This is a genomic window from Epibacterium sp. HA2-3 (genome assembly GCF_055693725.2).
Window position 1 is genome coordinate 613902 of record NZ_JBVFUL020000002.1, and the last position, 22605, is coordinate 636506.

Consider the following 22605-nt stretch of genomic DNA (forward strand, 5'->3'; position numbering starts at 1 on the left):
ATGGCAAAACGGAGACGGTTGATCGCACCTGATGCATCCGAAATAGAAGCTCTGGATGAGGGTTTCGCCGCGAAACCAAGTGTAAATCCGTTTGAGACAGGGCAGAAGAGCGCGCCGCCCATCGCCAAAGTTTCTGCCGAAACCGCCAAGCTGCGCGGGATGGCCGCAGTGACCGACCGCGTCGAGCTGGCGCGTGACAAAGCTGATGCGAACAAATGGCGCGACGCAGAAAATGCAGGGCAGGCCGTTCGCCAGATCCCCTTGGCAGAGATCGACAGGGATTACCTGCGTCGGGACCGGATGCAGGTCGATGAAGAAGAATTGCAGGAACTCATCGCCTCGATCCAGAGCCATGGGCTCCGCAGCCCGGTCGAAGTTGTTGCTCTTGAAGATGGAAAATACGGGCTTGTTTCAGGGTTTCGTCGTCTTGAGGCGTTTGCGCGACTAAACCTCAATCGCGACGGATTTAGCGAGATTCCTGCTTTTCTTCGGCAAGGGACGGATAGTGCTACGGCCTATGTGTCGATGATCGAAGAGAATGAGTTGCGTGCAAACCTCACGCCGTATGAACGCGGACGCATCGCAGTGCTGGTTGCAGGGCAGGGCGTATTTGCCTCCGTCGAAGAGGCGGTCGACACATTGTTTGCCGCCGCATCCAAAGCGAAACGATCCAAGGTCCGCAGTTTTGCAGCGGTTCACGAGGGGCTGGGTGATTTGTTGCGCCACCCAAATGCGATGTCTGAGAAAGTAGGTCTGAAAATCGCGGCGGCGTTACGTGCCGGAGGGCAGGCCGTTCTCCGAAGAGCATTGGGCACAGCGGATCCGGACAATGAACGCGACGAGTGGCGAGTGATCGAAGCCGCACTGGCGGAGTTGGAAGCGTCTCCGAAGGACAAGGCCCGAGGGGGGCGACCGCGACAGGTCACGCAATTGCAAACCCGTTCGCTCGCCTCCGGTGGGGAGCTTGGCGCCGAAGTTTCACCCAAAGGTGTTCGGATTGACCTCAAACGAGCGAACCTAGATGTCGATGATGTGGAACGGCTGCTTGAGGCGATTGAGAAGCATCTTTTGGCAGAGGGCTGAGCTCGTCAAAATCCCAATGCTCGTGTCAAATTGAGGTCAACGCGGTTGTCTGCTGTTGCAAGCTTCGCTGATGAGACCCTGAGAGATTGGCCGGAGAACAACGCCAGGCGTTCATTCTCCGGCAAGTCGGCGCGAATACCGGATCTGAGCACAGTGCTCTTGATGAGCCTTGGAATGTGGCGATCGTTTAGTCGTGCGCTCAATGCACGTTTGCCGTCGCGCGAGGTTCGGACAAAAACCGGGCCAGCCTCGATCTTTGCGAAGTGAAGCCATTGCTGCACGCTATGTACTGGGCAGGTCTGCGCGCTCGACCCCCGATGGAGCGTAACGGTTCGCACCTCGGTTCTGGCTTCGATTGTTACGCGTAGGAAATTGTCACGAAACTCCAGCCCGCCCATGCTATCGTCACTCCGATCTAGAGATGCGTCCAGACCGATGATTTCGCTCCGCCGCAGGCCACCTATATACCCGACCAACAACATTGCGCGGTCGCGCAGACCTCGGAGATCATAGGGGAGAGTCGCCAGCATCGCTCGCATCTCCTGCGGTGTAATCGCCTCTTTTGTGGCTGGGCGCTGCACTTGATGTGTCGGCAGCGCGGTCACCGTGTCCGGGAGAGGGGTAGACTGAATTTCGAGATCGAAGCCGCGTTGTCTGTAGTTCCACACGATCCCGGCGCGCCGCCGCCTGAGACTGCTCGAGGCAAGTTGAGACGAACGTGACAGATCTGTCAGATAGTTCTCAATTTGTGCGACTGAAGGTGGCAGCGCGGGATGTCCGTTCAAGCGGCACCAGCGTGTGTAATGCGCCCAATCCGTCGCATAGGCTTTGCGGGTGTGTTCAGAAATCGTGCTTTCTGTCGGTTCCATGCCTTGGTTCAAACCTCTTGTTTGGGCGGTGAATGGGCTGTCTCAAACGCGTGTCAGCCCGCTATGACATAATCATGGTGAAGTGTGTCTAATAATTCAATGTTATTGGACATAATAAGATCCACAAGGAAGCGGCGGTTAGGGTGCCAATTTGTGGACAAAAGCGCCGCGCGCGCCTAGGCTTGCAATATGTACGCGCCAGACAGAGAATCTCTGACAGACCAGAACAGAATACCTTTTCTACCCTCGTGGGTCACTTCGGCGCGCGCGGAAGCCCCTGAATATGTGTCGTTTTTGTCAGGCGCAGCCCTCTTGCACCTGCATCACGCGATTTCTCTGGATGAGGTTCCCATGAACTTGGTGAGAGATCGACTGGCGCTGCGCGCAGCAGAGGTAACGGTTGCTTTTGCAGGACGTCACGAAACAGCAGCAGAGCTTAGAGACGCCGTACATTTTCTGGAACCCGGCAATCTGCCAGGGCCCGCTGGCGAGATCTACCTTTCTTGGCAGCGTGCCGTGAGGCGTCCAGTGCAAGCAAATGCGCTCCACAAGGGTCTTGGTTCAGTTTCGTCACAGCTGATTGCGCAGAGTCTGGCCCCCAAAGGGCGCGCGCCGGTCGAGCATGCTGTTTCGGTATTGGAGGAATGCGTGTCTGACGACTCGATACCGGTGGATGCAGCGTTGATACTTGCGGACGCGGCACTCGCCCGATCTTTAGGGTGGGCGCGCATCCTTCCGGTGTTTGCGCTCGGGTTGACAACCGCGGACCTCAGAAAACGCGATCAGAGTTTGCGTCTGGCCTGTCATCAGGCTTTGCAGGTCGCGATTATTGAATTATTGCGCCACATCTCCGAGTGTACACGAGGCGTGCGTAATCTGGCCGCCGTGGTGCCGAAACTGCGGGCGAAGGGAGCTGCGGGGGCGGTGGAGGTGTTTCTCACGCAGGATGCGGCGGCGGCCAATGCATTGCCCTTGCCGGACCGTGCCGCGCGCAGGCTATGCGACCGACTAACCTCGCTCGGTGTTTTGCGTGAACTGAGTGGGCGCGACAGTTTTCGGCTTTATGGGGTGTAGACATGCGCAAAACACCAGAGCCCCAACTGGACCGAGAGTTGAAGGCGTTGCCCCCGGACCAGCGCTGGTATGAATGGTTGCGCCGAATTGAAGCGGTATTGTTTGCCAGTGCCACACCGGTGTCCCGAGAGGCTCTGGCGCGCGTAGTGGGGCAGGGGGTCTCTGTCGAACTTCTGATTGACGATTTATCGGCTGAACTCGAAAGCCGGTCGTTTCAGGTCGCCCATGTTAAGGATGGTTGGTTTCTGCGTACCCGTAGTGCCTACGCCTCCGCCATTCGCGACGCACAAAGCGCGGGCCATCAGGTGATGGATCTAAACGCCTTTGATGTCGCTGTTCTGGCGGCCATCGCCTACCACCAGCCGATCACGCGAGAAGGGTTGAAAGACATCTTTGGCAAGGACATCAGCCGTGATTTGATCGGACGTCTGCACGATCGCGGACTGATTGGAAATGGGCCGCGCGCGCCGCGGCGGGGCGCGCCCTATACCTTTGTCACTACCGATCAGTTTCTGCTCGCGTTCGATCTAGAAACTCTACAGGATCTTCCGGATCGTGAACGGCTGGAGGATGCAGGATTGGCGCGGGGCTAATGTCACGCACCGGCGCCGTTTGGATTGGTACAGTGTTGTGAAAGTCGCGTGTAGGCAAATTGTGGATTCAACTGCCCGATGGTGTCCTGTGCGAGGCGCGGGGTCTCGTCGATATATTGGCAAATGATGCGCTGCCACGCCGCGTAGTCAGTGGCGAGGTTCAGGACGGGCCAGTCGCTCCCAAATAGCAGGCGATTTGGGCCAAAAAGCTGCGACACATGATCCAAGCAGTCGCGCAGCTCAGCAAGCCCCGCGCCCGGAGGGGCTTCGGTCACGAGGCCGGAAAGCTTGCAGAAGCTGTTTGGATGCGCCGCGACTGCCGCAAGCCCGTCGCGCCATTCATCGAGCGCGCCTGAGCGCAAATTGGGTTTTGCGCAGTGATCCACCACCACGCGCAGGTCAGGATATCGCTCCATGAACCGCGCAAGCGTCCTGAGATGATCCGGCAGAACAAGAGCATCGAAGGTAAGGTCAAGCTCGACCAGTCTGTTGAGACCGGCCGCCAGGGTAGGGCGCAGCATCCATTCTGGGTCAGAAATGTCCTGAATCATCGGACGAATACCCAGAAACTTTGGGTGCTCCGCCAGAGCCGTCAGAATACGGGTAGCGTCCGCGTGCTCAAGGTCGACCCAACCAACGACTCCTAGAATCCAGGGGTGAGCGTCTGAAAGGGAGAGCAGGAATTCCGTTTCCGCGACGGAGTCATCCGCTTGCACCGCGATTGTCCCTGTGATCCCAGTGTCATTCAGAATGTCACGTAGATCTTTGGGTTCATAGTCGCGATTGAGCGCGGGCAGGTCCTCTGGCATCCAGGCGTAACCGCGCCGGGACAGGCGCCAGAAGTGTTGATGTGTGTCTATCACGGCTCGAGACCTTCAAAGAGCGTGCGGTCGCCGGTGCCACAATAGAACGCGGTCAAATCCTCGGCCAGTGCTTTGCACATACGATGTACCTCGTCCTGAGACGGAGGTTTCATGTCGTCAATGCGCTCGAGGAACGGGCAGGTGAGCACGGCAATCGCGCGGCCGTCCTGGTTCAACACTGGGTAGGACAGGTTGGTGACGCCTACAGCGGTGGCAGAGGGCATCCGTTCATAGCCCAGCTCGCGAATTCTGGCGATGTGATCCCTGAGTTCGAAGGCGTCGATCGGCGGTTCGCCCACGGCGAGACGATGCTGCGCGACGAGATCGGACAATTCGTCTTCTGGACGAAATGCTGCCAGAACCCGGCCCGTGCCAGTGTTGCCGAGGCCAATGACGGTCCCAACACGCAGGGCCAATCCCCAGTTTCCGGGCGATTCAGCCGACGCGACGATCACGACATCGCCGTTGCTTTCCATGCCGAGGTGGCAGGACTGCCAGGCCTTGCGCGTGAGCATACGCATTTGCGGCGCTGCAGTTTCCAAGAGCCGACCGATCGGCGGGTGGCGCTGTGAGAGGGCAAACATCTTGAGGCTGAGCGTATAGAGATCATCGCCGGGAGAGCGCACCACATACCCTCGGCGCACCAATGTTGTGAGCATGCGGTAGATCTCGCTTTGCGATCTATCCAGCGCCCGCGCGATGTCGCCCTGGGCCAGCCCGTCGCCGTAATCTGCAAGCAACTCAATGATATCGAGCCCTTTTTCAAGGGCCGGGGCGCGGTATTTGTCGGCGGTTTGGGTCATTGATTAAAGGTCCTTCGTGTTCATTGAAAAGTGCTGTCAGGCGGGAAAATTGTCAAGCTTGATTGATAGATGAATTTGTGTTTTATATCTGAATGTGCGAGCGACGAGGCAAGTCTTCTACCGTCCCTCGCAAGGGAGGAAAACATGAAGAAATCCAAATTTACCAAAGGCTTGTTGGCAAGTTGCGCGGTCCTTGCATCAGCAGAATCGGCGCTGGCGAGCGATTGGGGCTCATTCGAGGGCGTGACAATCGAAGCCAAGCTGATCGGTGGTCAGCAGTATGAAGGGCTCTATAGCCGCATTGCAGACTGGGAGGCTGCAACCGGTGCCAAGGTCGAAATTATCTCGAAGAAGAGCCACTTTGAAATCGACCGTGAGATCAAATCGGATATGGCCGCGGGCACAACTGATTGGTGCATTGGCTCCAATCATTCGTCCTTTGCTCCTCAATACGAGGGCCTCTATGTCGATCTGAACGACTATGTCGACGCAAGCGTGATCGGGGGGTTTGTGCCAGGCACCATTACGGCCTCTACTGTTGGTGGGGATCTGTTGATGCTGCCACGGGCGCAGTTTGATGTTTCGGTGCTGTATTACCTCAAGTCCAACTATGAGGATGCGCAGAAAGCCGAGGCATTCGAGGCTCAATTCGGCTATCCATTGGCCGTGCCGCAGACTTGGGAGCAGGTGAAGGATCAGGCGATATTCTTTGCAGACCCGCCAAATTTCTATGGCACGCAATATGCGGGCAAGGACGAAGCTATCGTCGGTCGCTTCTATGAAATGGTGGTCGCGGAAGGTGGCAATTTCCTTGATGAGGACAACCGACCGATTTTCAATTCCGACGCAGGTCAGCGCGCGCTGCAGTGGTTTGTCGATCTCTACGAGGCCAAAGCGGTGCCTGCGGGTACCACGTCTTATGTCTGGGACGACCTTGGCCAGGGGTTTGCAAGTGGCACCGTAGCGCTGAACCTCGATTGGCCCGGCTGGGCTGGCTTCTTCAATAATCCTGACTCGTCCAAGGCGGCTGGAAACGTGGGTGTTGCCGTGCAGCCGATGGGATCGGTGACCCGCACCGGCTGGTCTGGCCATCACGGGTTCTCGGTGACGGACGACTGTGCCAACAAGGAAGCTGCTGCCTCTCTTGTGGCCTTTCTGACGAGCGAAGAGAGCCAGCTGGCAGAATCTGCGGGCGGCTCGTTGCCCACCCGCACGGCGGTTTGGGAGGCCAACATCGCCAAGGCACGCGCCGGGGATGATCCGTTCCGGACCGAGGCGCTGGAAGCCTTTGCTGAAGGGGCGAAATATGCCTTTGCAGTGCCGCCCATCCCGGAGTGGGGCGAGTCCACCAATCTGGTTTTCCCGGAACTTCAGGCCGCTATCGTTGGCGATAAAACCGTCGAGGAAGCGCTGGATGATGCGGCTGAGGCGGTGGATGAGCTGATGCGCGAGTCCGGCTACTACTAATCATATGCCACCCCCGGCCAGCGCCTGACTTGGCCGGGGCTCTCTTTCCTCACTCATTTCTGACGCGATCGGACTGTCATGCGACCCAAACGCCTGCCAGAGTGGTTCGTGCTGCTTCTGCCCGCCTTCATCGTAATGGCTGCAGTGGTGCTGATACCGCTTCTCTTCTCACTTTATTCGAGCTTCACACCTTACAAGCTCACACGTCCGTCGACGTTGTGGCGATGGGTTGGAACCTACAATTATGAAAAGATCCTGAGCGACTGGAAGTTCTGGTCGGCCTTTGGGCGCACGGTGCTCTTCCTCACGATTGTTCTCAATCTCGAGTTGCTGCTCGGCTTGGGCATCGCGCTGATGATGAACAAGGTGACATGGGGGCAGCGCACCCTGCGCACGGTCCTGATGTTTCCAATGATGTTCTCACCGATCCTGGTCGGGTTTCAGTTCAAGTTCATCTTCAACGACAACATCGGGCTTGTGAACAACGCGCTGCAATCGCTTGGGATCAGTGATGCCGCCCTGCCGTGGCTCGTGGATGGCAAACTGGCGATGTTCTCGATCATCTTTGCCGAGATCTGGATGAGCACATCCGTCTTTGCAATCCTTATCCTTGCGGGGCTCTTTGCGATGCCGCGCGACCCGCTGGAGGCCGCAAAGGTCGACGGCTGCACCGCGTGGCAGACCTTTCGCCATATCACGCTGCCGTTCTTGATGCCGTTTATCTACATCGCGATGACCATCCGTTCGCTGGATGTGGCACGCGCCTACGACATCGTTCAGATCATGACCGGAGGCGGTCCAGCCCGGCGCACAGAGCTGTTGTGGACCCTCATGAGCCGTACCGGCTACGTCGATGCGCGCATGGGGCTTGCCAATGCCATGGGCTATGTCTCGATCCTGCTCTCGATTGTCTTCACCATTTATTTCTTCCGGAAACTCAGCGCGGCACGCGCCGAGCTGGGCATGGCGGGGTAACGGATATGGACCGCAATCTCAATCACCGCAACCGTCGACGTATGCTGAAGGCGCTGCATTTTACCGGTCTGTTCCTGACCATGGCCGTAATCTGCATCCCGGGTTTGTGGATCGTCCTCAACTCCTTCCGCCCCACGGTAGAGATCATGGCAAAACCGCCGGTCTGGACGCCGTCTTTCACGCTCGAGCATTATCGTGCCATGTTTGGCGGTGCGGGCGAAGGTGGGGTGCCCGTTTTTCAATACTTCCGCAATTCCCTGATCGTGTCTGTCACCTCAACCCTGATCGCGATCCTGATCGGGATGGCCGGTGGCTATGCCTTTGCGCGCTACCGTTTCAAAGGCAAAAGCGGGTATTTTGTCGGGCTGATGCTGTTTCGCGCGGTGCCGGGCGTGGCGCTGTCGCTGCCACTGTTCATCGTTTTTGCCCGCGTCGGTATCATCGATACGCATTTTGGCCTGATCCTCGCCTATGTGGCGATGAATGTGCCCTTCACCATCTGGCTTACGGACGGCTTTTTCCGCCAGATCCCCAAAGAGCTGCATGAGGCGGCCGAAATCGACGGCTGCACCCGCTGGCAAGCCTTCTGGCGGGTCGAGTTTCCCGTCGCGCGCTCGGGCGTGGCCTCTGCTGCGATCTTTGCGTTTCTCACCTCCTGGAATGAGTTTGCACTTGCCTCTCAGCTTACCCGCTCGGTCGGCTCCAAGACCATGCCGGTTGGGCTTTTGGACTTCACCGCCGAATTTACAATCAACTGGGGCGGCATGTGCGCGCTTGCGGTGCTCATGATTGTGCCCGCCCTCATCCTGACCTTCATCGTACAAAAACACCTGATCGCCGGTCTCACTTTCGGCGGCGTCAAAGGATAAGAGATGACCGAAGTTACTCTGACAGACGTGATCAAACGCTATGGCCAGCATCAGGCTGTGCATGGCATCAATCTCGATATTCAGGACGGCGAGTTCGTCGTCCTGGTTGGCCCCTCGGGATGCGGAAAGTCCACGACCCTACGCATGATTGCCGGGCTTGAGGATATCTCTGGTGGAGAGGTCAAGATCGGTGGACGGGTGGTGAATGATCTCCCCCCGCGCGAGCGCAACATCTCCATGGTGTTTCAGAATTACGCGCTTTATCCGCACATGACCGTGCGCGAGAACCTCGGCTTTTCACTGAAGATTGCCAAGCGCCCTGAGGCTGAGATCGAACGCGCCGTCACAGAAGCCGCGCAGATTCTCGGCCTGGACGAGTTGATGGAGCGCAAACCTGCCGCGCTTTCTGGGGGGCAACGCCAGCGGGTTGCCATGGGGCGCGCGATCGTGCGCCAGCCGGATGTGTTCCTGTTCGACGAGCCGCTCTCAAATCTTGATGCGAAACTGCGGACTCAGATGCGGGTCGAGATCAAGAAGCTGCACCAGAAAGTCGGGAATACAGTGATCTATGTGACTCACGATCAGGTCGAAGCAATGACGCTGGCGGATCGGATCGTGTTGATGCGCGATGGTCATATCGTTCAGACTGGCACACCGCTCGACCTGTTCAATGCGCCAGTTGATACCTTTGTCGCCACCTTTATTGGCTCACCGCCGATGAACCTGGTCGATGGGCTGGTCACCGAAACCGGTGCGCTCCGACTTGGTGATCACATCACGTTGCCGATGCCGAGCGAAGCCCGCGGTGCTGTGCGGCCAGGTCAGGAAATCAGCTTTGGTTTCCGGGCCGACAATCTGATGCCCGACGGCCACTCGGTCGAGGAAAGCGGGCAGATGGCCCCGCTGGAACTGGAGGTCGCCCTGACGGAGCCTCTGGGCACGGAAACACTTCTCTTTGCCGAGTTTGCGGGCCGCGAAGTGCAGGCCAAGATGCTCAACCCGCGTCCCGTGCAGCCGGGCGAACGGCTGCCGTTTCATCTGATGCTCGACAAATGTCACGTCTTTGACCGCAAAAGCGGCAAAGCGCTGAGAGGGTAGCGGCATGGCCAGGATCACTCGCGTTGAATTGCGCATGATCGACCTCAAGCCCAAGGTGGAGCGGGTCGACGCCATCCAGAGCTTTGTCAGTCAGGAGACCCCGATTGTCACGATTCATGACAGCGACGGGGCATCGGGGACGGGCTACAGCTACACCATCGGGACCGGTGGCCCCTCTGTCATGGCGCTGTTGGAGCAGACGCTCGTGCCTGCTCTGATCGGGAAAGATGCGGATCGGATCGATGGCATCTGGCGGGATCTGTTGTTCCTGACCCATGCCACCGCAGTTGGTCCGATCACTTCGCTGGCGCTGGCAGCCATCGACATCGCGCTCTGGGATCTGCGCTGCAAGAAGATGGGGCTGCCACTCTGGAAGGCCGCGGGCGGGAGCCGCGACCGTATTCCGCTCTATTCGACCGAGGGTGGCTGGCTGCATCTCGAGACTGCCACGCTGGTCGAAGACGCCTTGGCTATGAAAGAGCAGGGATTTCGCGGCTCCAAGATCAAGATTGGGCGTGCGCATCTGAGTGAGGACCGCGCGCGTCTTGGTGCGGTACGCGCAGCAGTGGGCGACAGCTACGAGATCATGACGGACGCCAATCAGGGCTTCACGCTTTCCGAGGCGATCCGCCGTGCCAAAGTGCTGGAGGAGTTCGGCATCGGCTGGTTCGAAGAGCCACTTCCCGCAGATGATGTGCTCTCGCATCAAGAGCTCTCGCGGCGCACGCATGTGCCGATTGCCGTGGGCGAGAGCATGTATTCGCTGAGCCAGTTCAAGGACTATTTGCAGGCGGGGGCGGCGCAGATCGTGCAGGTGGATGTCGCCCGGATTGGCGGCATCACACCCTGGCTCAAGGTCGCGCATCTGGCCGAGGCGCATAGTGTTATGGTGTGCCCACATTTCCTGATGGAATTGCACCTGCCGCTTGTCTGCGCGGTGCCCAATGCAAAGTGGCTCGAATACATCCCGCAGCTCGATGGTGTCACCCGCCAGAACATGCAGATCAGTAATGGCGATGCCGTGCCCTCAGACGAGCCCGGTCTGGGCATCGACTGGGATTGGGACGCCATCACAGCGCAAGAAATCGGCGCGCGCTCCATCGGAGGTGCATGATGCAGAGAATGGGAATGGTGATCGGGATCAAGCCCGAGAGGCTCGATGAGTACAAACGCCTGCATGCGGCGGTTTGGCCGGATGTCCTGGCGCAGATCCGGCAGAGCAATATTCGCAACTACACGATTTTTCTGCGTGAGCCGGAGAATTTGCTGTTTGGGTACTGGGAATACCACGGCAGCGATTTTGCAGCCGATATGGCGCGGATGGCCCAAGACCCGCGTACGCAGGAATGGTGGGCCTTCACCGACCCCTGTCAGTCTCCGCTGCCGTCGCGCAACGCCGGAGAGCAATGGGCGATGATGGAAGAAGTTTTTCACACGGATTGAACACGATGACACAGAACACAGGCCGGCTGGCCGAAAAAACAGCTTTGATTACTGCCGCGGGGCAGGGGATCGGTCGCGCCAGCGCGGAACTCTTTGCGGCTGAGGGCGCCAAGGTGATCGCCTGCGACATCAATGCAGAGTCATTGGCAGAACTCGCGGAGGTCGATGGGGTTACGGCCCTTACGCTCGATGTCACGGATGCATCCGCCCTTGCGCGCGCAATCCAAGATGCAGGGCCATTGAATGTGTTGTTCAACTGCGCGGGATATGTCGCAAGTGGCAGCATTTTGGACTGCGATGAGAACGACTGGGACTTCAGTTTCGACCTCAACGTCAAAGCCATGTATCGCCTCACGAAACTGGTTTTGCCCGGCATGCTGGAAAACGGCGGTGGCTCTATCATCAACATGTCGTCGGTGGCCTCCTCCCTGAAAGGGGTGCCAAATCGCTTTGCCTATTGCGCGTCAAAGGCGGCGGTGATCGGCATGACCAAATCCATTGCCGCAGATTTTGTGACCCAAGGTATCCGTTGCAACGCGATTTGCCCCGGCACGGTGGACAGTCCCAGCCTGCATGATCGGCTGCGCGCTACGGGCGATTATGAGCAGGCGTGCAAGGATTTCATCGCACGTCAGCCCATGGGGCGCATTGGCAAGGCTGAAGAGATTGCGGCGCTCGCGCTCTATCTCGCCAGCGATGAGAGCGGCTTTACCACTGGACAGACCCACGCCATCGACGGCGGCTGGGCGATTTGACGACAGGAGTTACTTCACATGAAATTGCTGCGATATGGCCCTTTGGGTCAGGAAAAACCCGGACTCCTTGATCAGGACGGCAATATCCGCGACCTCTCCGGGCAGGTTGCAGATATTGGCGCTGCGACGCTCGGTGATGCGGGTCTCGATGCCCTGCGCGCTCTTGATCCCCAGAGCTTGCCTCTGGTCGAGGGCACGCCTCGGATCGGCGCCTGTGTCGGACAGGTTGGAAAATTCATCTGCATCGGTTTGAACTACGCAGACCATGCCGCCGAAAGCGGCATGAGCCTGCCTGAGGAGCCGGTGATCTTCTTCAAGGCGACCTCTGCTATCTGCGGGCCCAACGATGCTGTCGAAATTCCGCGAACCTCGGTCAAGACCGACTGGGAAGTGGAACTGGGCGTGGTGATCGGAAAAACGGCGAAATACATTGGCCGAGATGAGGCGCTGGATCACGTTGCGGGCTACTGCGTGGTGAATGATCTCTCGGAGCGTGACTTTCAACTGCATCGCTCCGGCCAATGGGTAAAAGGCAAATCCGCTGATACATTTGGTCCTATCGGCCCCTGGTTGGTGACCCGCGACGAGGTCCCAGATCCGCAGAACCTGGCGATGTGGCTCGAGGTCAATGGGCATCGCTATCAGGACGGGTCCACCCGGACGATGCATTTTGATGTGGCCACGGTGATCTCGCATCTGTCGCAATTCATGAGCTTGCAACCGGGTGACGTAATTTCAACCGGTACGCCGCCGGGCGTTGGCATGGGGCAAACGCCCGAGACCTACCTGAAACCCGGTGACGTGATGGAGCTGGGGATCGCGGGGCTCGGTGTGCAGCGACAGGTGACAGAGGCAGCAGAATGACCAAGATCACAGGCTTGCGCACCTATGATCTGCGCTTCCCCACGTCAGAGGGGCTCGATGGTTCCGATGCAATGAACCCCGATCCTGATTATTCCGCCGCTTATGTGATCTTGGAAACAGAGGGTACGCATGAAGGCCACGGTCTGACCTTCACCATCGGGCGCGGCAACGAGATCTGCATCGCGGCGATCAAGGCGCTTGGCGCCTTGGTGGTCGGGCTCGATCTGAATTGGATCCGAGAAGACATGGGCCGGTTTTGGCGCCATGTGACTGGCGACAGTCAGCTGCGCTGGATCGGGCCGGACAAGGGGGCCATTCATCTAGCGGCGGGCGCGGTCGTCAACGCGGTCTGGGACCTCTGGGCCAAGGATGCAGGAAAACCCGTTTGGCGTCTTGTGGCGGATATGTCGCCTGCCGAGATTCTGCGATTGATCGACTTTCGCTATTTGACCGATGTGCTGACGCCCGAAGAGGCCTTGGACCTCCTCAAGGCTGCAGAACCCGGCAAGGAAGAGCGCATCGCGCGTCTTATGGAGGAGGGGTACCCCTGCTATACGACCTCAGCAGGATGGCTCGGCTATTCTGATGAGAAGCTGCGCCGCCTGTGCCGCGAGGCGCGCGCGGCGGGCTTTACCCACACCAAATTCAAAGTGGGCCGGGATCTGTCGGACGATATCCGCCGCCTAACCATCGCGCGTGAGGAACTCGGCGAGGACATGAATATCATGATCGATGCCAATCAGGTCTGGGAAGTTGACGAGGCTATCGACTGGGTGAACCGCCTTGCCTTCGCCCGTCCATTGTTTATCGAGGAACCCACAAGCCCCGACGATGTGTTGGGACACAAGGCCATCCGCGAGGGCGTGGCGCCGATCAAGGTTGCCACCGGTGAGATGTGTCAGAACCGGATCATGTTCAAGCAGTTCATCGCCAGCGGCGCGCTCGACATCGTGCAGATCGACAGTTGCCGCATGGGGGGACTGAACGAGGTTCTAGCTGTCATGCTGGTGGCCGCGAAATACGATCTTCCTGTCTGGCCGCATGCCGGGGGCGTTGGGCTTTGCGAATATGTGCAGCACATGTCCATGATCGACTATGTCGCGATCTGCGGTGAAAAAGACAGCAAGCGCATTGAGTATGTCGACCATCTGCATGAGCATTTCAAACACCCCTGCATTGTCACTGGCGGGGCGTATCAGGCGCCGCATGCGCCCGGATTTTCGATAGAAATGAAGGAAGACACGCTAGACGCGTTCTTGTTTTCGGACGGCTGACGGGGGAGTTCACATCATGAAGCGCAATCGCATCGGGACCACGGATGTCTGGGTCAGTGACGTCTCCTTTGGCTGCGCCAGTATCGGCAATCTCTATCGTGAGATTTCCGATGCCCAGGCTCAGGAGGTTCTGCAGACGGCGTGGGAGGCGGGTATTCGCTATTTCGACACCGCGCCACACTATGGGCGTGGACTGTCCGAAATGCGCCTTGGACAGTTCCTGTACAACAAGCCGCGCGACACCTATGTGATCTCGACCAAGGTTGGACGGGTGCTGTCCCCGGGGTCGCCGCTCGACGAGGCGGATGGGTTTATCAACCCGCTTCCCAACGCTGTGCGGTATGATTACTCGGGCGATGGTATCGAAGCCTCTTTGGACAGCAGCCGCAGTCGTCTCGGGACCGATTATGTGGATATCGTCTATGTTCATGATATCGGGACGCTCACGCATGGTGCGGCCAATGTTGGTCATATGGAAGACTTTTGGGGCTCAGGCTATGAGCGACTGGTGACGCTGAAAGAGCGTGGCAAGATCGGGGCCTTTGGTCTTGGCGTGAATGAAAATCAGATCTGCCTTGATGTGCTGGCGCAGGGGAAGCTGGACGTGATCCTGCTTGCAGGGCGCCTGACGTTGCTGGACAGATCCGGTGAGGAAGAACTGGTCGCGACCTGCGCTCGTGCGGGCACCAGCCTTGTGCTGGGGGGGATCTTTAACTCAGGGATTTTGGCAACCGGTCCTATAGAAGGCGCGACCTTCGACTATGTGCCCGCCGAGCCAGAGGTCCTTGCCCGTGTTGAGGCTCTGCAGAGACGCGCGGCCGAACTTGGCCTCAGCCTGCCAGCGGCAGCCTTGCATTTTGGGCGCGATCACCCTGCGTCGGCTTCGCTCTTGCTTGGGACTGCCAAGGCGCAGCAATTGCAGCGCAACTTGGACCTGTTGGCGCAAGAGGCGCCGCAAGACATGCTGGCGGCGTTTGATCATTAGACGGTTTTCAAACCGGGTTTGCAAGCGGGCGCTCAGGCCTCGGCCAAAATCCAGCGCGCCGCTTTTTCCGCGATCATCAGCGTCGGCGCATTGGTGTTGCCGCTGGTGATTTCCGGCATGATGCTGGCATCGACCACACGCAGACTCGCAACTCCCTTCAGGCGCAGATGCGGATCGAGCACGGCTGTAGGGTCCTCGTCCTTACCCATTTTTACGGTGCCTACGGGATGGAAAATCGTAGAGGCAATGTCGCCCGCGAGTTTGGCAAGTTCTTCGTCGCTTTGATACTGCGTACCCGGTTTGAACTCTGTGGGAGCATAGGGCTGCATTGCAGGTTGTGACATGATCTCGCGCACCTGACGCAAACTGTCGGCGGCGACCTTTCGGTCCTCGTCGGTGGCGAGGTAGTTCGGCGAAATCAGGGGGGCATCACGAAAATCACCAGAGCGGATTTTGATTGTTCCCCGGCTGGTTGGGTTGAGATTGCACACGCTGACGGTCATGGCCGGGAAATCATGAAGCGGTTCGCCAAAGGCGTCGAGGCTTAGCGGCTGGACGTGGTATTCAAGATTGGCATGGCTGCGGTTTGGATCGGAGCGGGTAAACGCCCCGAGCTGACTTGGCGCCATGCTCATCGGACCCGTGCGTTTCAAAAGATACTCCGCGCCGATCATGGCCTTGCCAAACAGCGAGTTGGCAAGCGTGTTGAGCGTTCGTGTGCCGTTGACCTTGAACACCGCGCGGATTTGCAGGTGATCTTGCAGGTTCTCACCTACGGCGGCGTCTTTCAGGACGTCAATCCCATGTTTCTTCAGCAGGGCAGCGGGACCGATCCCCGAGAGCTGCAGGATTTGCGGAGAGTTCACAGCCCCCGCCGACAGGATGGTTTCACGCCGCGCAGTCACCTGGCGTGCCTGCCCCTTGTGGCGCAGTAGTGCGCCGGTGCATCGAAGCGCGCCGTCGGTCGTTTCAAACGTGAGCTTTTCCACCTGCGCCTCGGTCCAGACCGTCAGGTTCCGGCGCGACTTGGCGGGTTTCAGGAACGCCTTAGATGTGTTCCAGCGCCAGCCAGAGCGTTGATTGACGTCGAAATAGGCGACGCCCGCGTTGTCACCGCTGTTGAAATCCTCGGTCCGCTCGATCCCGGTCTGGGTTGCGGCCTCGGCGAAACTGTCGAGTACATCCCAGCGCAACCGTTGCTTTTCGACACGCCACTCACCTCCGTGACCATGCATGTCCGAGAACCGGCTGTTGTCGCCGGTGACAGGGTCTGCGCCATCATCGAGCTTGTGGTGGTCTTCATGCGCCTTGAAATCCTCGAGCGAGCGCTCCCAGGTCCAATCCGGCTCATTGGTAAGACGGGCCCAGTTGTCATAGTCCCGTGCTTGTCCACGCATGTAGATCATGCCGTTGATCGAAGAGCAGCCCCCCAGGGTCTTGCCCCGCGGGTACTTGAGCACGCGCCCGTTCAGCCCTTTATCGGCTTCGGTATTATACAGCCAATCGGTGCGCGGGTTTCCGATGCAGTAGAGATAGCCAACCGGAACATGAATCCACGGGTAGGTATCGGCCTTGCCGGCTTCCAACAGCAGGACGCGATGGCTCGGATCCGCGCTGAGGCGATTGGCAAGAAGACAGCCGGCTGATCCACCCCCGATGACGATGAAATCAAAATGCGTCTCCATGTCTGACACGATGCTGTCTCCCTTGATCTTTTGTCCCACCAGCTCCCCGCTCATCGCTTTGGACGAGGTGGGCACGGGCAGTGCCTCGGAGATTAGAAAGCAGCGTGGCGCATTTCCAATGACAAATTTTTCGTTCCGATATTAAAGATGGTAATATGGAGAGATTTTCGAACCCCAACAGTATTTTGGCTTTTGTGATCGTGGCCCGTGAGGGGTCGGTGTCGCGGGCTGCGGACGTCTTGAACCTGACCCAACCCGCGGTGAGCCATCAGATCCGGCGATTGAGTGAGGATATTGGTGTAACCCTGTTTACCCGCACGCCGCGCGGTCTGGACCTTACGCCAGATGCGCAGCATCTTCTGCCCAAGGCCGAAGAGGTGTTGCGCGTGATGGCAGAGTTTCGCCGTGCGGCAAGCCAGCATAGCGATCATATCTCTGGGACGCTGCGGCTTGGAACCATTATAGACCCGGAGTTCATTCGGTTAGGGCGGCTTCTGAGCCAGTTGGGAGCTTCAAATCCGAGGATCACAACCGAACTTGTGCACGGGGTGAGTGGGGAGATCCTGGAGAAGATCCTGCGCAGGCAGGTGGATGCAGGCTATTACCTTGCGGCGCCGGATCAGCTGGAGGCACTACCCTCCGAGACCGAGCTCCAAGCGCAGAAGCTTGCGGATTTTGCCTATCGGATTATCGCGCCGCCCGGTTGGGACGCACGGGTCGCTGGCGCGGGCTGGGCCGAGCTGGCCCGGCTGCCTTGGATCGGCACGCCCGAGGTATCGGTTCACAACCGCCTGTTGAGCCGCATATTTGCGGAACACGATTGCCAGCAAAACACCGTCGCCCAGGTCGACCATGAGGCTTCGATGCTTGAGATGGTGCGCTCAGGCGTCGGGCTGAGCCTGTGCCGCGAGTCGATCGCTCTGCACCAAAGGCAATCTAACGGGGTCGTGATCTGCGAGACGCTCAGCGTCCCAGCCTCGCTCGGTGTCCTGACGCTGAAAGACCGACTGGAAGACCCGCTGATTGCTGCATTCTTTGATCAGTTGAGCGCGGTCTGGTCGCCCACCAGCTGAGGCGGGGTCTCTTGTCCCCTGGTTCGATCCAGGACCGGATGCTGAAGGCGTAATGGCGCCCTCAGGGAGAGGGCGCGTTCGCGACTGGTTTACTCAGCCGGATTGATCTCGGCCAGCACCTCATCTAGCACGCTCACCAGCATCTCCACGTCTTCGGCTTCGATGGTGAGGGGTGGGCGGATTTTCAGGATGTTGTCCTTGGGGCCTTCGCTGCCAATCAGGATACGGTGATCGCGCATCCGGTTTTTGACGTAGGAACAGATCTCTGTCGCCTCGGAGCCGTCGGCATGGATCAGTTCCAACCCCAGAAACAGCCCCATCCCACGCACATCTCCGACGCAGGCATATTTGCGCTCGAGGGCTCTGAGCCCTGAGATCAGCTCCGCCCCACGGGCGCTGGCATTTTCCTGCAACCCTTCGTCATCCACGATGTCGAGCACTTCCTTGCCGATCCGACAGGACAGGGTGGAGCCCCCAAAGGTCGAGAAGAACTCGATCCCGTTGTCGAAACTCTCGGCAATCGCCTTGGTTGTGACCAGCACCCCAAGCGGATGGCCATTGCCGATGGGCTTGCCCATTACCACGATGTCGGGCAGGGCGCCTTGGTGCTCAAAGCCAAAGTAATACTCGCCCAGTCGTCCGAGGCCGGTCTGAACCTCATCTGCGATGCAAACCCCGCCCGCTGCGCGGATTTTTTCATATACTGCAGGCAAGTAGCCCTTGGGCGGGATAATCTGGCCCCCAACCGACGGGAATGTTTCCGCGATAAAGCCCGCAATGCCGTGCCCCTTGGAGTTCAGAGTTGCAATCGCCGGGTCGACAAGATCCGCAAATTTCTGAGCGCGGTCCGGATCGTCGCGACGAAAGCTGCCGCGATAGTCGTCCGCGACCTCGACCAGCTCCACCCAATCCGCCTGCCCGACGCCACCCGGCTTGTTGAATTTGTAAGCTGAAAGGTCGATCGCACCGGTTGTGTTGCCATGATAGCCGTGATCCGGCGTGACCATGCCCTTTGCACCCGTGTGTGCCCGCGCTAGGCGCAGCGCCAGCTCATTGGCTTCGGTGCCGGAGTTCACGAAGAAACAGACCTCGAAGTGATCGGGCAATTTTGACAGGACTTTGTCGGCAAAGGCAGTCTGCGCCGGGTGCAAGTAACGGGTGTTGGAATTCATACGGCGCAGCTGATCGGCCGCAACCGCTTGAATGCGAGGGTGCGCGTGGCCCACATGCGGCACATTGTTGTAGGCGTCGAGATAGGGTCGACCCCATTCGTCGAACAGATGGTGTTTCCACCCCCGCACAAGCATCACCGGGTCGGAATATGTAAGACTGAGATTGCCGCCAAAATGCGCGCGTCTTTTTTCAAGAACTGTGGATTTGTCCGTGGGACGATAGCAGGTCTTGTCATCAGGCAGATTCAGAAGCGCGGCTGGATTGGGGCAGAGCGCACGCCACAGATACATGTCATCTGGCGCTCCCACGCCAGGCCAATCGGTCTCGATGCCGTCGCAGCTCAGCGCCAGTTGGAAATGCACATGTGGCGCCCAGCCCCCGTTCTCCTCGGCTGTTCCAAGTTGACAGAATGCCTCCCCCTTGGCGATGGGGTCACCGGGCTGCAGGCGGGTGACAACCTCGGGGTCGAGATGCCCATAAAGGGTGTAGAACGGGTCTCCCTCCGGGGTCTTGTGACGCAGGATGATCACGCCCCCGTAATCGAGATGGCTGTCCCGGTTCTCGACGACCCAGACTTCTCCCTCGAGGGGGGCATGGAGCGTGGTGCCAGCAGGCGCAAACCCGTCGACAGCCAGATGCACCGTGCGGCGGTCGCTGGCTTTCCATGGACCATTGCGGAATGCAGGCGCGGTGTAGATCAGACGCGGCTCGTGGTAATAGCCAAGCCAGATCTGACCTTCGGTGTTATACTCCTCTCCCACGCGCGCAGCCTCGGCCAGTGGCATGTCAAAGGGGTTTTGCGGCCAGAGGCTCTTTTCAACCGAGAGCGATCCCATCGGTACATCGGTAAGGTCCTGCCCCATGAGCGGAGCGAAACTGCCTCGCGCCTCATCAAGCCAGGCCATGACCCGATCTGCGCCTTCAACCACGGGAAGGCCACAGGCCGCGCGCAGCCGCGCCGCCATCAGATCGCCGTTCAGGTCGTGCCCTTCAAGAAACCGCCATGCGGGGGCCTGCGAGATCGTCACATAGGGATCATGCGGGTTCTCTGTTGCCATCAGGGTGGAGTTCACCACGCTAACGGCGAGGCGCATTCTGAGGAGCGGCCAGAGAAGATCGAGCTCAGGTGCGCTCAGCGGGTTTTCGGCGTGATAGCCCGACACCAGGGCTGCCAGCGCCGCTTCGGGCTTGGGGTGGTCGAGCACCACATACGCCGCTGCAATCGCAAGATCACAGATGCGCGGCGCGCGACACATGTCGCCAAAATCAATGAGTCCCGAGATCTTGGGCTCAATACCGGTTCCCGCGCCGCCGTTCACGAGGATATTATAGTCGTTGGCATCATTGTGGATCGCCTGCTGCGGCAGCCTTGCAAGTGCTGGCTTGAGCGCCGTAAACTGATCACCAATGTCCGCGATCAAAGCTCTGCGCGCGCCATCTTCAAGGCAATCGAGCGCGCCATTCACCCAATCGGCCTGCATCAGATCCCATTTGAAATCCCGCGCAAGATGAGGATGGTCAAAGTCTTGGAGCGCAACCGTTGTGCGAGCCAAAATCTGCCCAACCTGCGCAATCAAGGCGTCGGTTTTGGGGGCGGCCTCTGCATAACAGGTGCCAGCAAGGCGCTCGATCACCCAAACCAGGCGCTCGTTGCCATGCGCATCTTCGAGGCGCAGCATTTTCTGGCCAGAGCGCGCAGGGATGACACGGGGGCAGGGAAGATCGGCATCTGCTGCTGAGATATGATCCAGGGTGCGGATTTGCATATCCACGAGCCAGTCTTCACAATCAGGGCGCATGGCTTTGACAACATATCCCGTGCCCTCCGGGGTTTCGGCGAGGAAGTTGAGGTCATATTCGCCATCAAGCTGCCTCAGCTCCGCTTGAATGCCCCAGTGCTGCTCCATAGCGGATGCCCAATGATCCATGTGATCCTCCCAAAACCCTTTTTGAAATGGGGCGAAAGCCATCGCCGCTTCTCTTGTTCTATATCCAGTATCCAAAATCAAGTAAGCGTCGCCACAAGTGTAGCTTTTACAACTCGGTATCGCGCAGATTGCGCAGCGTGTCCTGTCCCTGGCGTCGCCGACTTTCGCCAGGCCCGAGTGGGTGATTTCGCCATATCTGGAGAGGAACCCGGCGTGAGGCGACATGCATACGTGCAGGAGTTCGGGTATTGCGGTGATCGACAGCGGCGCGGGAGCAAAAAATTTTCCGCGAGGTTCATTTTGCTCTTGCAGCCCCTTCGCTCCTCCCGTAAATCGCAGTCCAAGCAGCGTGCAGAGCACTGTAAGCTGCGCGATGGGGCCTTAGCTCAGCTGGGAGAGCGCCTGCATGGCATGCAGGAGGTCAGCGGTTCGATCCCGCTAGGCTCCACCATCTTGTCCACAAATTTCAAACCGATCAGATGTGCAGATCATGTATCTATCACCTCCTTAGGGGCTCGGTACTTGTTGTAGGAGTCGCGATCTGCTCCCGGAGTTCGGCGATAAGGTTGTTTGACACAACCCAGTCAACAAAGGTCGGCGTTGGGGTTCCCTACCGAACCCTCCACGCGGGCGGGCACTGGACCCCGCCCACAGATTGCGTCCCCGTTGAGTTCGAAGGCTTAGATGAGGGCGCGCACGCGCTCCAGTAGGGCGGCGTTCACGCTCACGCCCTCGGTGGCGGCCCGGAGACGGGCGGATTGGCGACCATCTCCTGGCAGACGCGCGCCATCTTGATCACGAAATGCCGAAATCAAATCCGCGAGCTTTTCCTGAAAGAGCCCCCCGGATGTAACCTCGGGGTCTATGGCGATAAAAAACTGGCCGGTTTTGGGCGGACCGCCCGCTGTGCCGGAAAACGGGCTCGCCACCGCGCCCAGGGTTGCGCCGGTCATAGCCGCTGCCAGAAGCTCTACGGTCAGGGCAATACCCACGCCTTTGTACCCGCCGGACGGCACCATTGACCCTTTGAGGCCTGCATCGGGATCGGTGGTGGGCTGGCCATCGGCGTCCAGCACCCAGCCTTGTGGGACCGGCTTGCCTTCACGGGCGTGTTTCATCACTTCGCTTTTTGCAATCGTGCTGGCGGATTGATCAATGAGCAGAGCCGCAGTGCCATCTGAACCCGGCGCCGAGATTGAAAATGGATTGGTGCCCACCACAGGCTTTGCGCCGCCCGAGGGCGCAATCGAGGCAGGGGCATTGGTAAAGCCAAACCCCATCAGCCCAGCCTGCGCCAGCCTTTGCGTGTGAACCCCCAGAACACCACAGTTGTAGGAGTTGTTCACGGCCAGCACCGCGACACCCATTTCCTTTGCCAGAGGGATCAACTGCTCAAAGCCGAGGTCGATCGCACGATGTGCAAAGCCGGTGGCTGCGTCCACGGTGATCACTGCGGGTCGAGGGTGTGCGACCTTGGGGTTGGCCTGTCCGTCGACTTTGCCGCATTCAACATGCTGGACATAGATCGGGATATAGGCCAGCCCGTGCGAGGCGACCCCATCGGCTTCGGTCATCGCGGTTGCAACTGCCAGAGGGCGGGCGTTTTCGGGTGAGGTGCCCGCTGCAACCAGTGCATCAAAGGCAAGGCTTTCGATTTCCGAGAGCGTGAGTGTTTCGGTGGCGGTCATCTCTGTTCTTTCTTGTCTGTCACTCATATGTCGGGGAAGGGCG

Annotated in this window: 20 protein-coding genes and 1 tRNA gene; 15 read left to right on the forward strand and 6 right to left on the reverse strand. The window is 58.9% G+C overall.

The genetic code is table 11. The annotated features are described in order from the left end of the window. Window positions 1-1083 (forward strand): ParB/RepB/Spo0J family partition protein, encoded by a 1083-nt coding sequence (locus ACZ1HH_RS17410; RefSeq protein ID WP_487320460.1) that lies wholly within the window; start codon window positions 1-3, stop codon window positions 1081-1083. 5 nt (window positions 1084-1088) lie between these two features. Here the strand turns inward: ACZ1HH_RS17410 and ACZ1HH_RS17415 are convergent, their stop codons facing one another. Next, the gene (locus tag ACZ1HH_RS17415) at window positions 1089-1952 is read right to left on the reverse strand and encodes a site-specific integrase (RefSeq protein WP_472635500.1); all 864 of its coding nucleotides are present in this window, start codon (window positions 1950-1952) and stop codon (window positions 1089-1091) included. A gap of 189 nt (window positions 1953-2141) precedes the next feature. Here ACZ1HH_RS17415 and ACZ1HH_RS17420 point away from each other — a divergent pair, with 189 nt between their 5' ends. Together ACZ1HH_RS17420 and scpB are read left to right on the forward strand one after the other, a co-directional pair. Then, entirely contained in the window at window positions 2142-3026 is an 885-nt protein-coding gene (locus ACZ1HH_RS17420) for a DUF1403 family protein (RefSeq protein WP_472635501.1), read from the forward strand. A gap of 2 nt (window positions 3027-3028) precedes the next feature. Then, window positions 3029-3619 (forward strand): SMC-Scp complex subunit ScpB, encoded by a 591-nt coding sequence (scpB, locus tag ACZ1HH_RS17425; RefSeq protein WP_011537017.1) that lies wholly within the window; start codon window positions 3029-3031, stop codon window positions 3617-3619. A 2-nt stretch (window positions 3620-3621) separates the two neighbouring features. On the opposite strand, the gene ACZ1HH_RS17430 is transcribed toward scpB, so the two are convergent. Both ACZ1HH_RS17430 and ACZ1HH_RS17435 read right to left on the reverse strand, forming a co-directional pair. Continuing rightward, on the reverse strand, window positions 3622-4482 hold the full coding sequence (locus tag ACZ1HH_RS17430; protein ID WP_472635502.1) for an amidohydrolase family protein: 861 nt from the start codon (window positions 4480-4482) through the stop codon (window positions 3622-3624). After that, entirely contained in the window at window positions 4479-5285 is an 807-nt protein-coding gene (locus ACZ1HH_RS17435) for an IclR family transcriptional regulator (protein ID WP_011537015.1), read from the reverse strand. The genes ACZ1HH_RS17430 and ACZ1HH_RS17435 overlap by 4 nt, the downstream gene beginning before the upstream one ends. A gap of 144 nt (window positions 5286-5429) precedes the next feature. Between ACZ1HH_RS17435 and ACZ1HH_RS17440 the strand changes: the two genes are divergently transcribed. The 10 genes from ACZ1HH_RS17440 to ACZ1HH_RS17485 all read left to right on the forward strand — a co-directional run bounded on the left by ACZ1HH_RS17440 (window position 5430) and on the right by ACZ1HH_RS17485 (window position 15015). Beyond that, window positions 5430-6752 (forward strand): extracellular solute-binding protein, encoded by a 1323-nt coding sequence (locus ACZ1HH_RS17440; protein WP_472635503.1) that lies wholly within the window; start codon window positions 5430-5432, stop codon window positions 6750-6752. Window positions 6753-6830: 78 nt separating this feature from the next. Beyond that, the gene (locus ACZ1HH_RS17445; RefSeq protein ID WP_011537013.1) at window positions 6831-7727 is read left to right on the forward strand and encodes a carbohydrate ABC transporter permease; all 897 of its coding nucleotides are present in this window, start codon (window positions 6831-6833) and stop codon (window positions 7725-7727) included. A gap of 5 nt (window positions 7728-7732) precedes the next feature. Continuing rightward, window positions 7733-8596 (forward strand): carbohydrate ABC transporter permease, encoded by an 864-nt coding sequence (locus tag ACZ1HH_RS17450; protein ID WP_011537012.1) that lies wholly within the window; start codon window positions 7733-7735, stop codon window positions 8594-8596. A gap of 3 nt (window positions 8597-8599) precedes the next feature. After that, window positions 8600-9694 (forward strand): ABC transporter ATP-binding protein, encoded by a 1095-nt coding sequence (locus tag ACZ1HH_RS17455; protein ID WP_487320461.1) that lies wholly within the window; start codon window positions 8600-8602, stop codon window positions 9692-9694. A 4-nt stretch (window positions 9695-9698) separates the two neighbouring features. Then, window positions 9699-10808 (forward strand): mandelate racemase/muconate lactonizing enzyme family protein, encoded by a 1110-nt coding sequence (locus ACZ1HH_RS17460; protein ID WP_472635504.1) that lies wholly within the window; start codon window positions 9699-9701, stop codon window positions 10806-10808. Further along, on the forward strand, window positions 10808-11137 hold the full coding sequence (locus ACZ1HH_RS17465) for an L-rhamnose mutarotase (protein WP_011537009.1): 330 nt from the start codon (window positions 10808-10810) through the stop codon (window positions 11135-11137). The genes ACZ1HH_RS17460 and ACZ1HH_RS17465 overlap by 1 nt, the downstream gene beginning before the upstream one ends. A gap of 5 nt (window positions 11138-11142) precedes the next feature. Continuing rightward, window positions 11143-11892, forward strand: a complete 750-nt coding sequence (locus ACZ1HH_RS17470) for an SDR family oxidoreductase (RefSeq protein WP_472635506.1) — start codon at window positions 11143-11145, stop codon at window positions 11890-11892. An 18-nt stretch (window positions 11893-11910) separates the two neighbouring features. Next, window positions 11911-12756 carry a fumarylacetoacetate hydrolase family protein gene (locus tag ACZ1HH_RS17475; protein WP_011537007.1) on the forward strand — a complete coding sequence of 282 codons (846 nt, stop codon included), beginning with the start codon at window positions 11911-11913 and terminating at the stop codon, window positions 12754-12756. Beyond that, a complete protein-coding gene (locus tag ACZ1HH_RS17480; RefSeq protein ID WP_472635507.1) occupies window positions 12753-14030 on the forward strand; it encodes an L-fuconate dehydratase in 1278 nt (425 codons plus the stop codon). The genes ACZ1HH_RS17475 and ACZ1HH_RS17480 overlap by 4 nt, the downstream gene beginning before the upstream one ends. Before the next feature lie 16 nt (window positions 14031-14046). After that, entirely contained in the window at window positions 14047-15015 is a 969-nt protein-coding gene (locus tag ACZ1HH_RS17485) for an aldo/keto reductase (protein ID WP_487320462.1), read from the forward strand. Between the two features lie 32 nt (window positions 15016-15047). Here the strand turns inward: ACZ1HH_RS17485 and ACZ1HH_RS17490 are convergent, their stop codons facing one another. Beyond that, window positions 15048-16700, reverse strand: a complete 1653-nt coding sequence (locus ACZ1HH_RS17490; protein ID WP_472635630.1) for a GMC family oxidoreductase — start codon at window positions 16698-16700, stop codon at window positions 15048-15050. 155 nt (window positions 16701-16855) lie between these two features. On the opposite strand from ACZ1HH_RS17490, the gene ACZ1HH_RS17495 reads away from it, so the two are divergent. Next, a complete protein-coding gene (locus ACZ1HH_RS17495; RefSeq protein WP_472635510.1) occupies window positions 16856-17773 on the forward strand; it encodes a LysR family transcriptional regulator in 918 nt (305 codons plus the stop codon). Window positions 17774-17862: 89 nt separating this feature from the next. Here the strand turns inward: ACZ1HH_RS17495 and ACZ1HH_RS17500 are convergent, their stop codons facing one another. Continuing rightward, window positions 17863-20874, reverse strand: coding sequence for an aminotransferase class III-fold pyridoxal phosphate-dependent enzyme (locus tag ACZ1HH_RS17500; protein WP_472635511.1), 3012 nt, complete (start codon window positions 20872-20874; stop codon window positions 17863-17865). A 375-nt stretch (window positions 20875-21249) separates the two neighbouring features. Between ACZ1HH_RS17500 and ACZ1HH_RS17505 the strand changes: the two genes are divergently transcribed. Then, window positions 21250-21325 (forward strand) — tRNA-Ala (locus ACZ1HH_RS17505). Window positions 21326-21554: 229 nt separating this feature from the next. Here ACZ1HH_RS17505 and ACZ1HH_RS17510 read toward each other — a convergent pair. Continuing rightward, a complete protein-coding gene (locus tag ACZ1HH_RS17510) occupies window positions 21555-22562 on the reverse strand; it encodes an Ldh family oxidoreductase (RefSeq protein WP_472635512.1) in 1008 nt (335 codons plus the stop codon). Window positions 22563-22605: the final 43 nt, after the last annotated feature.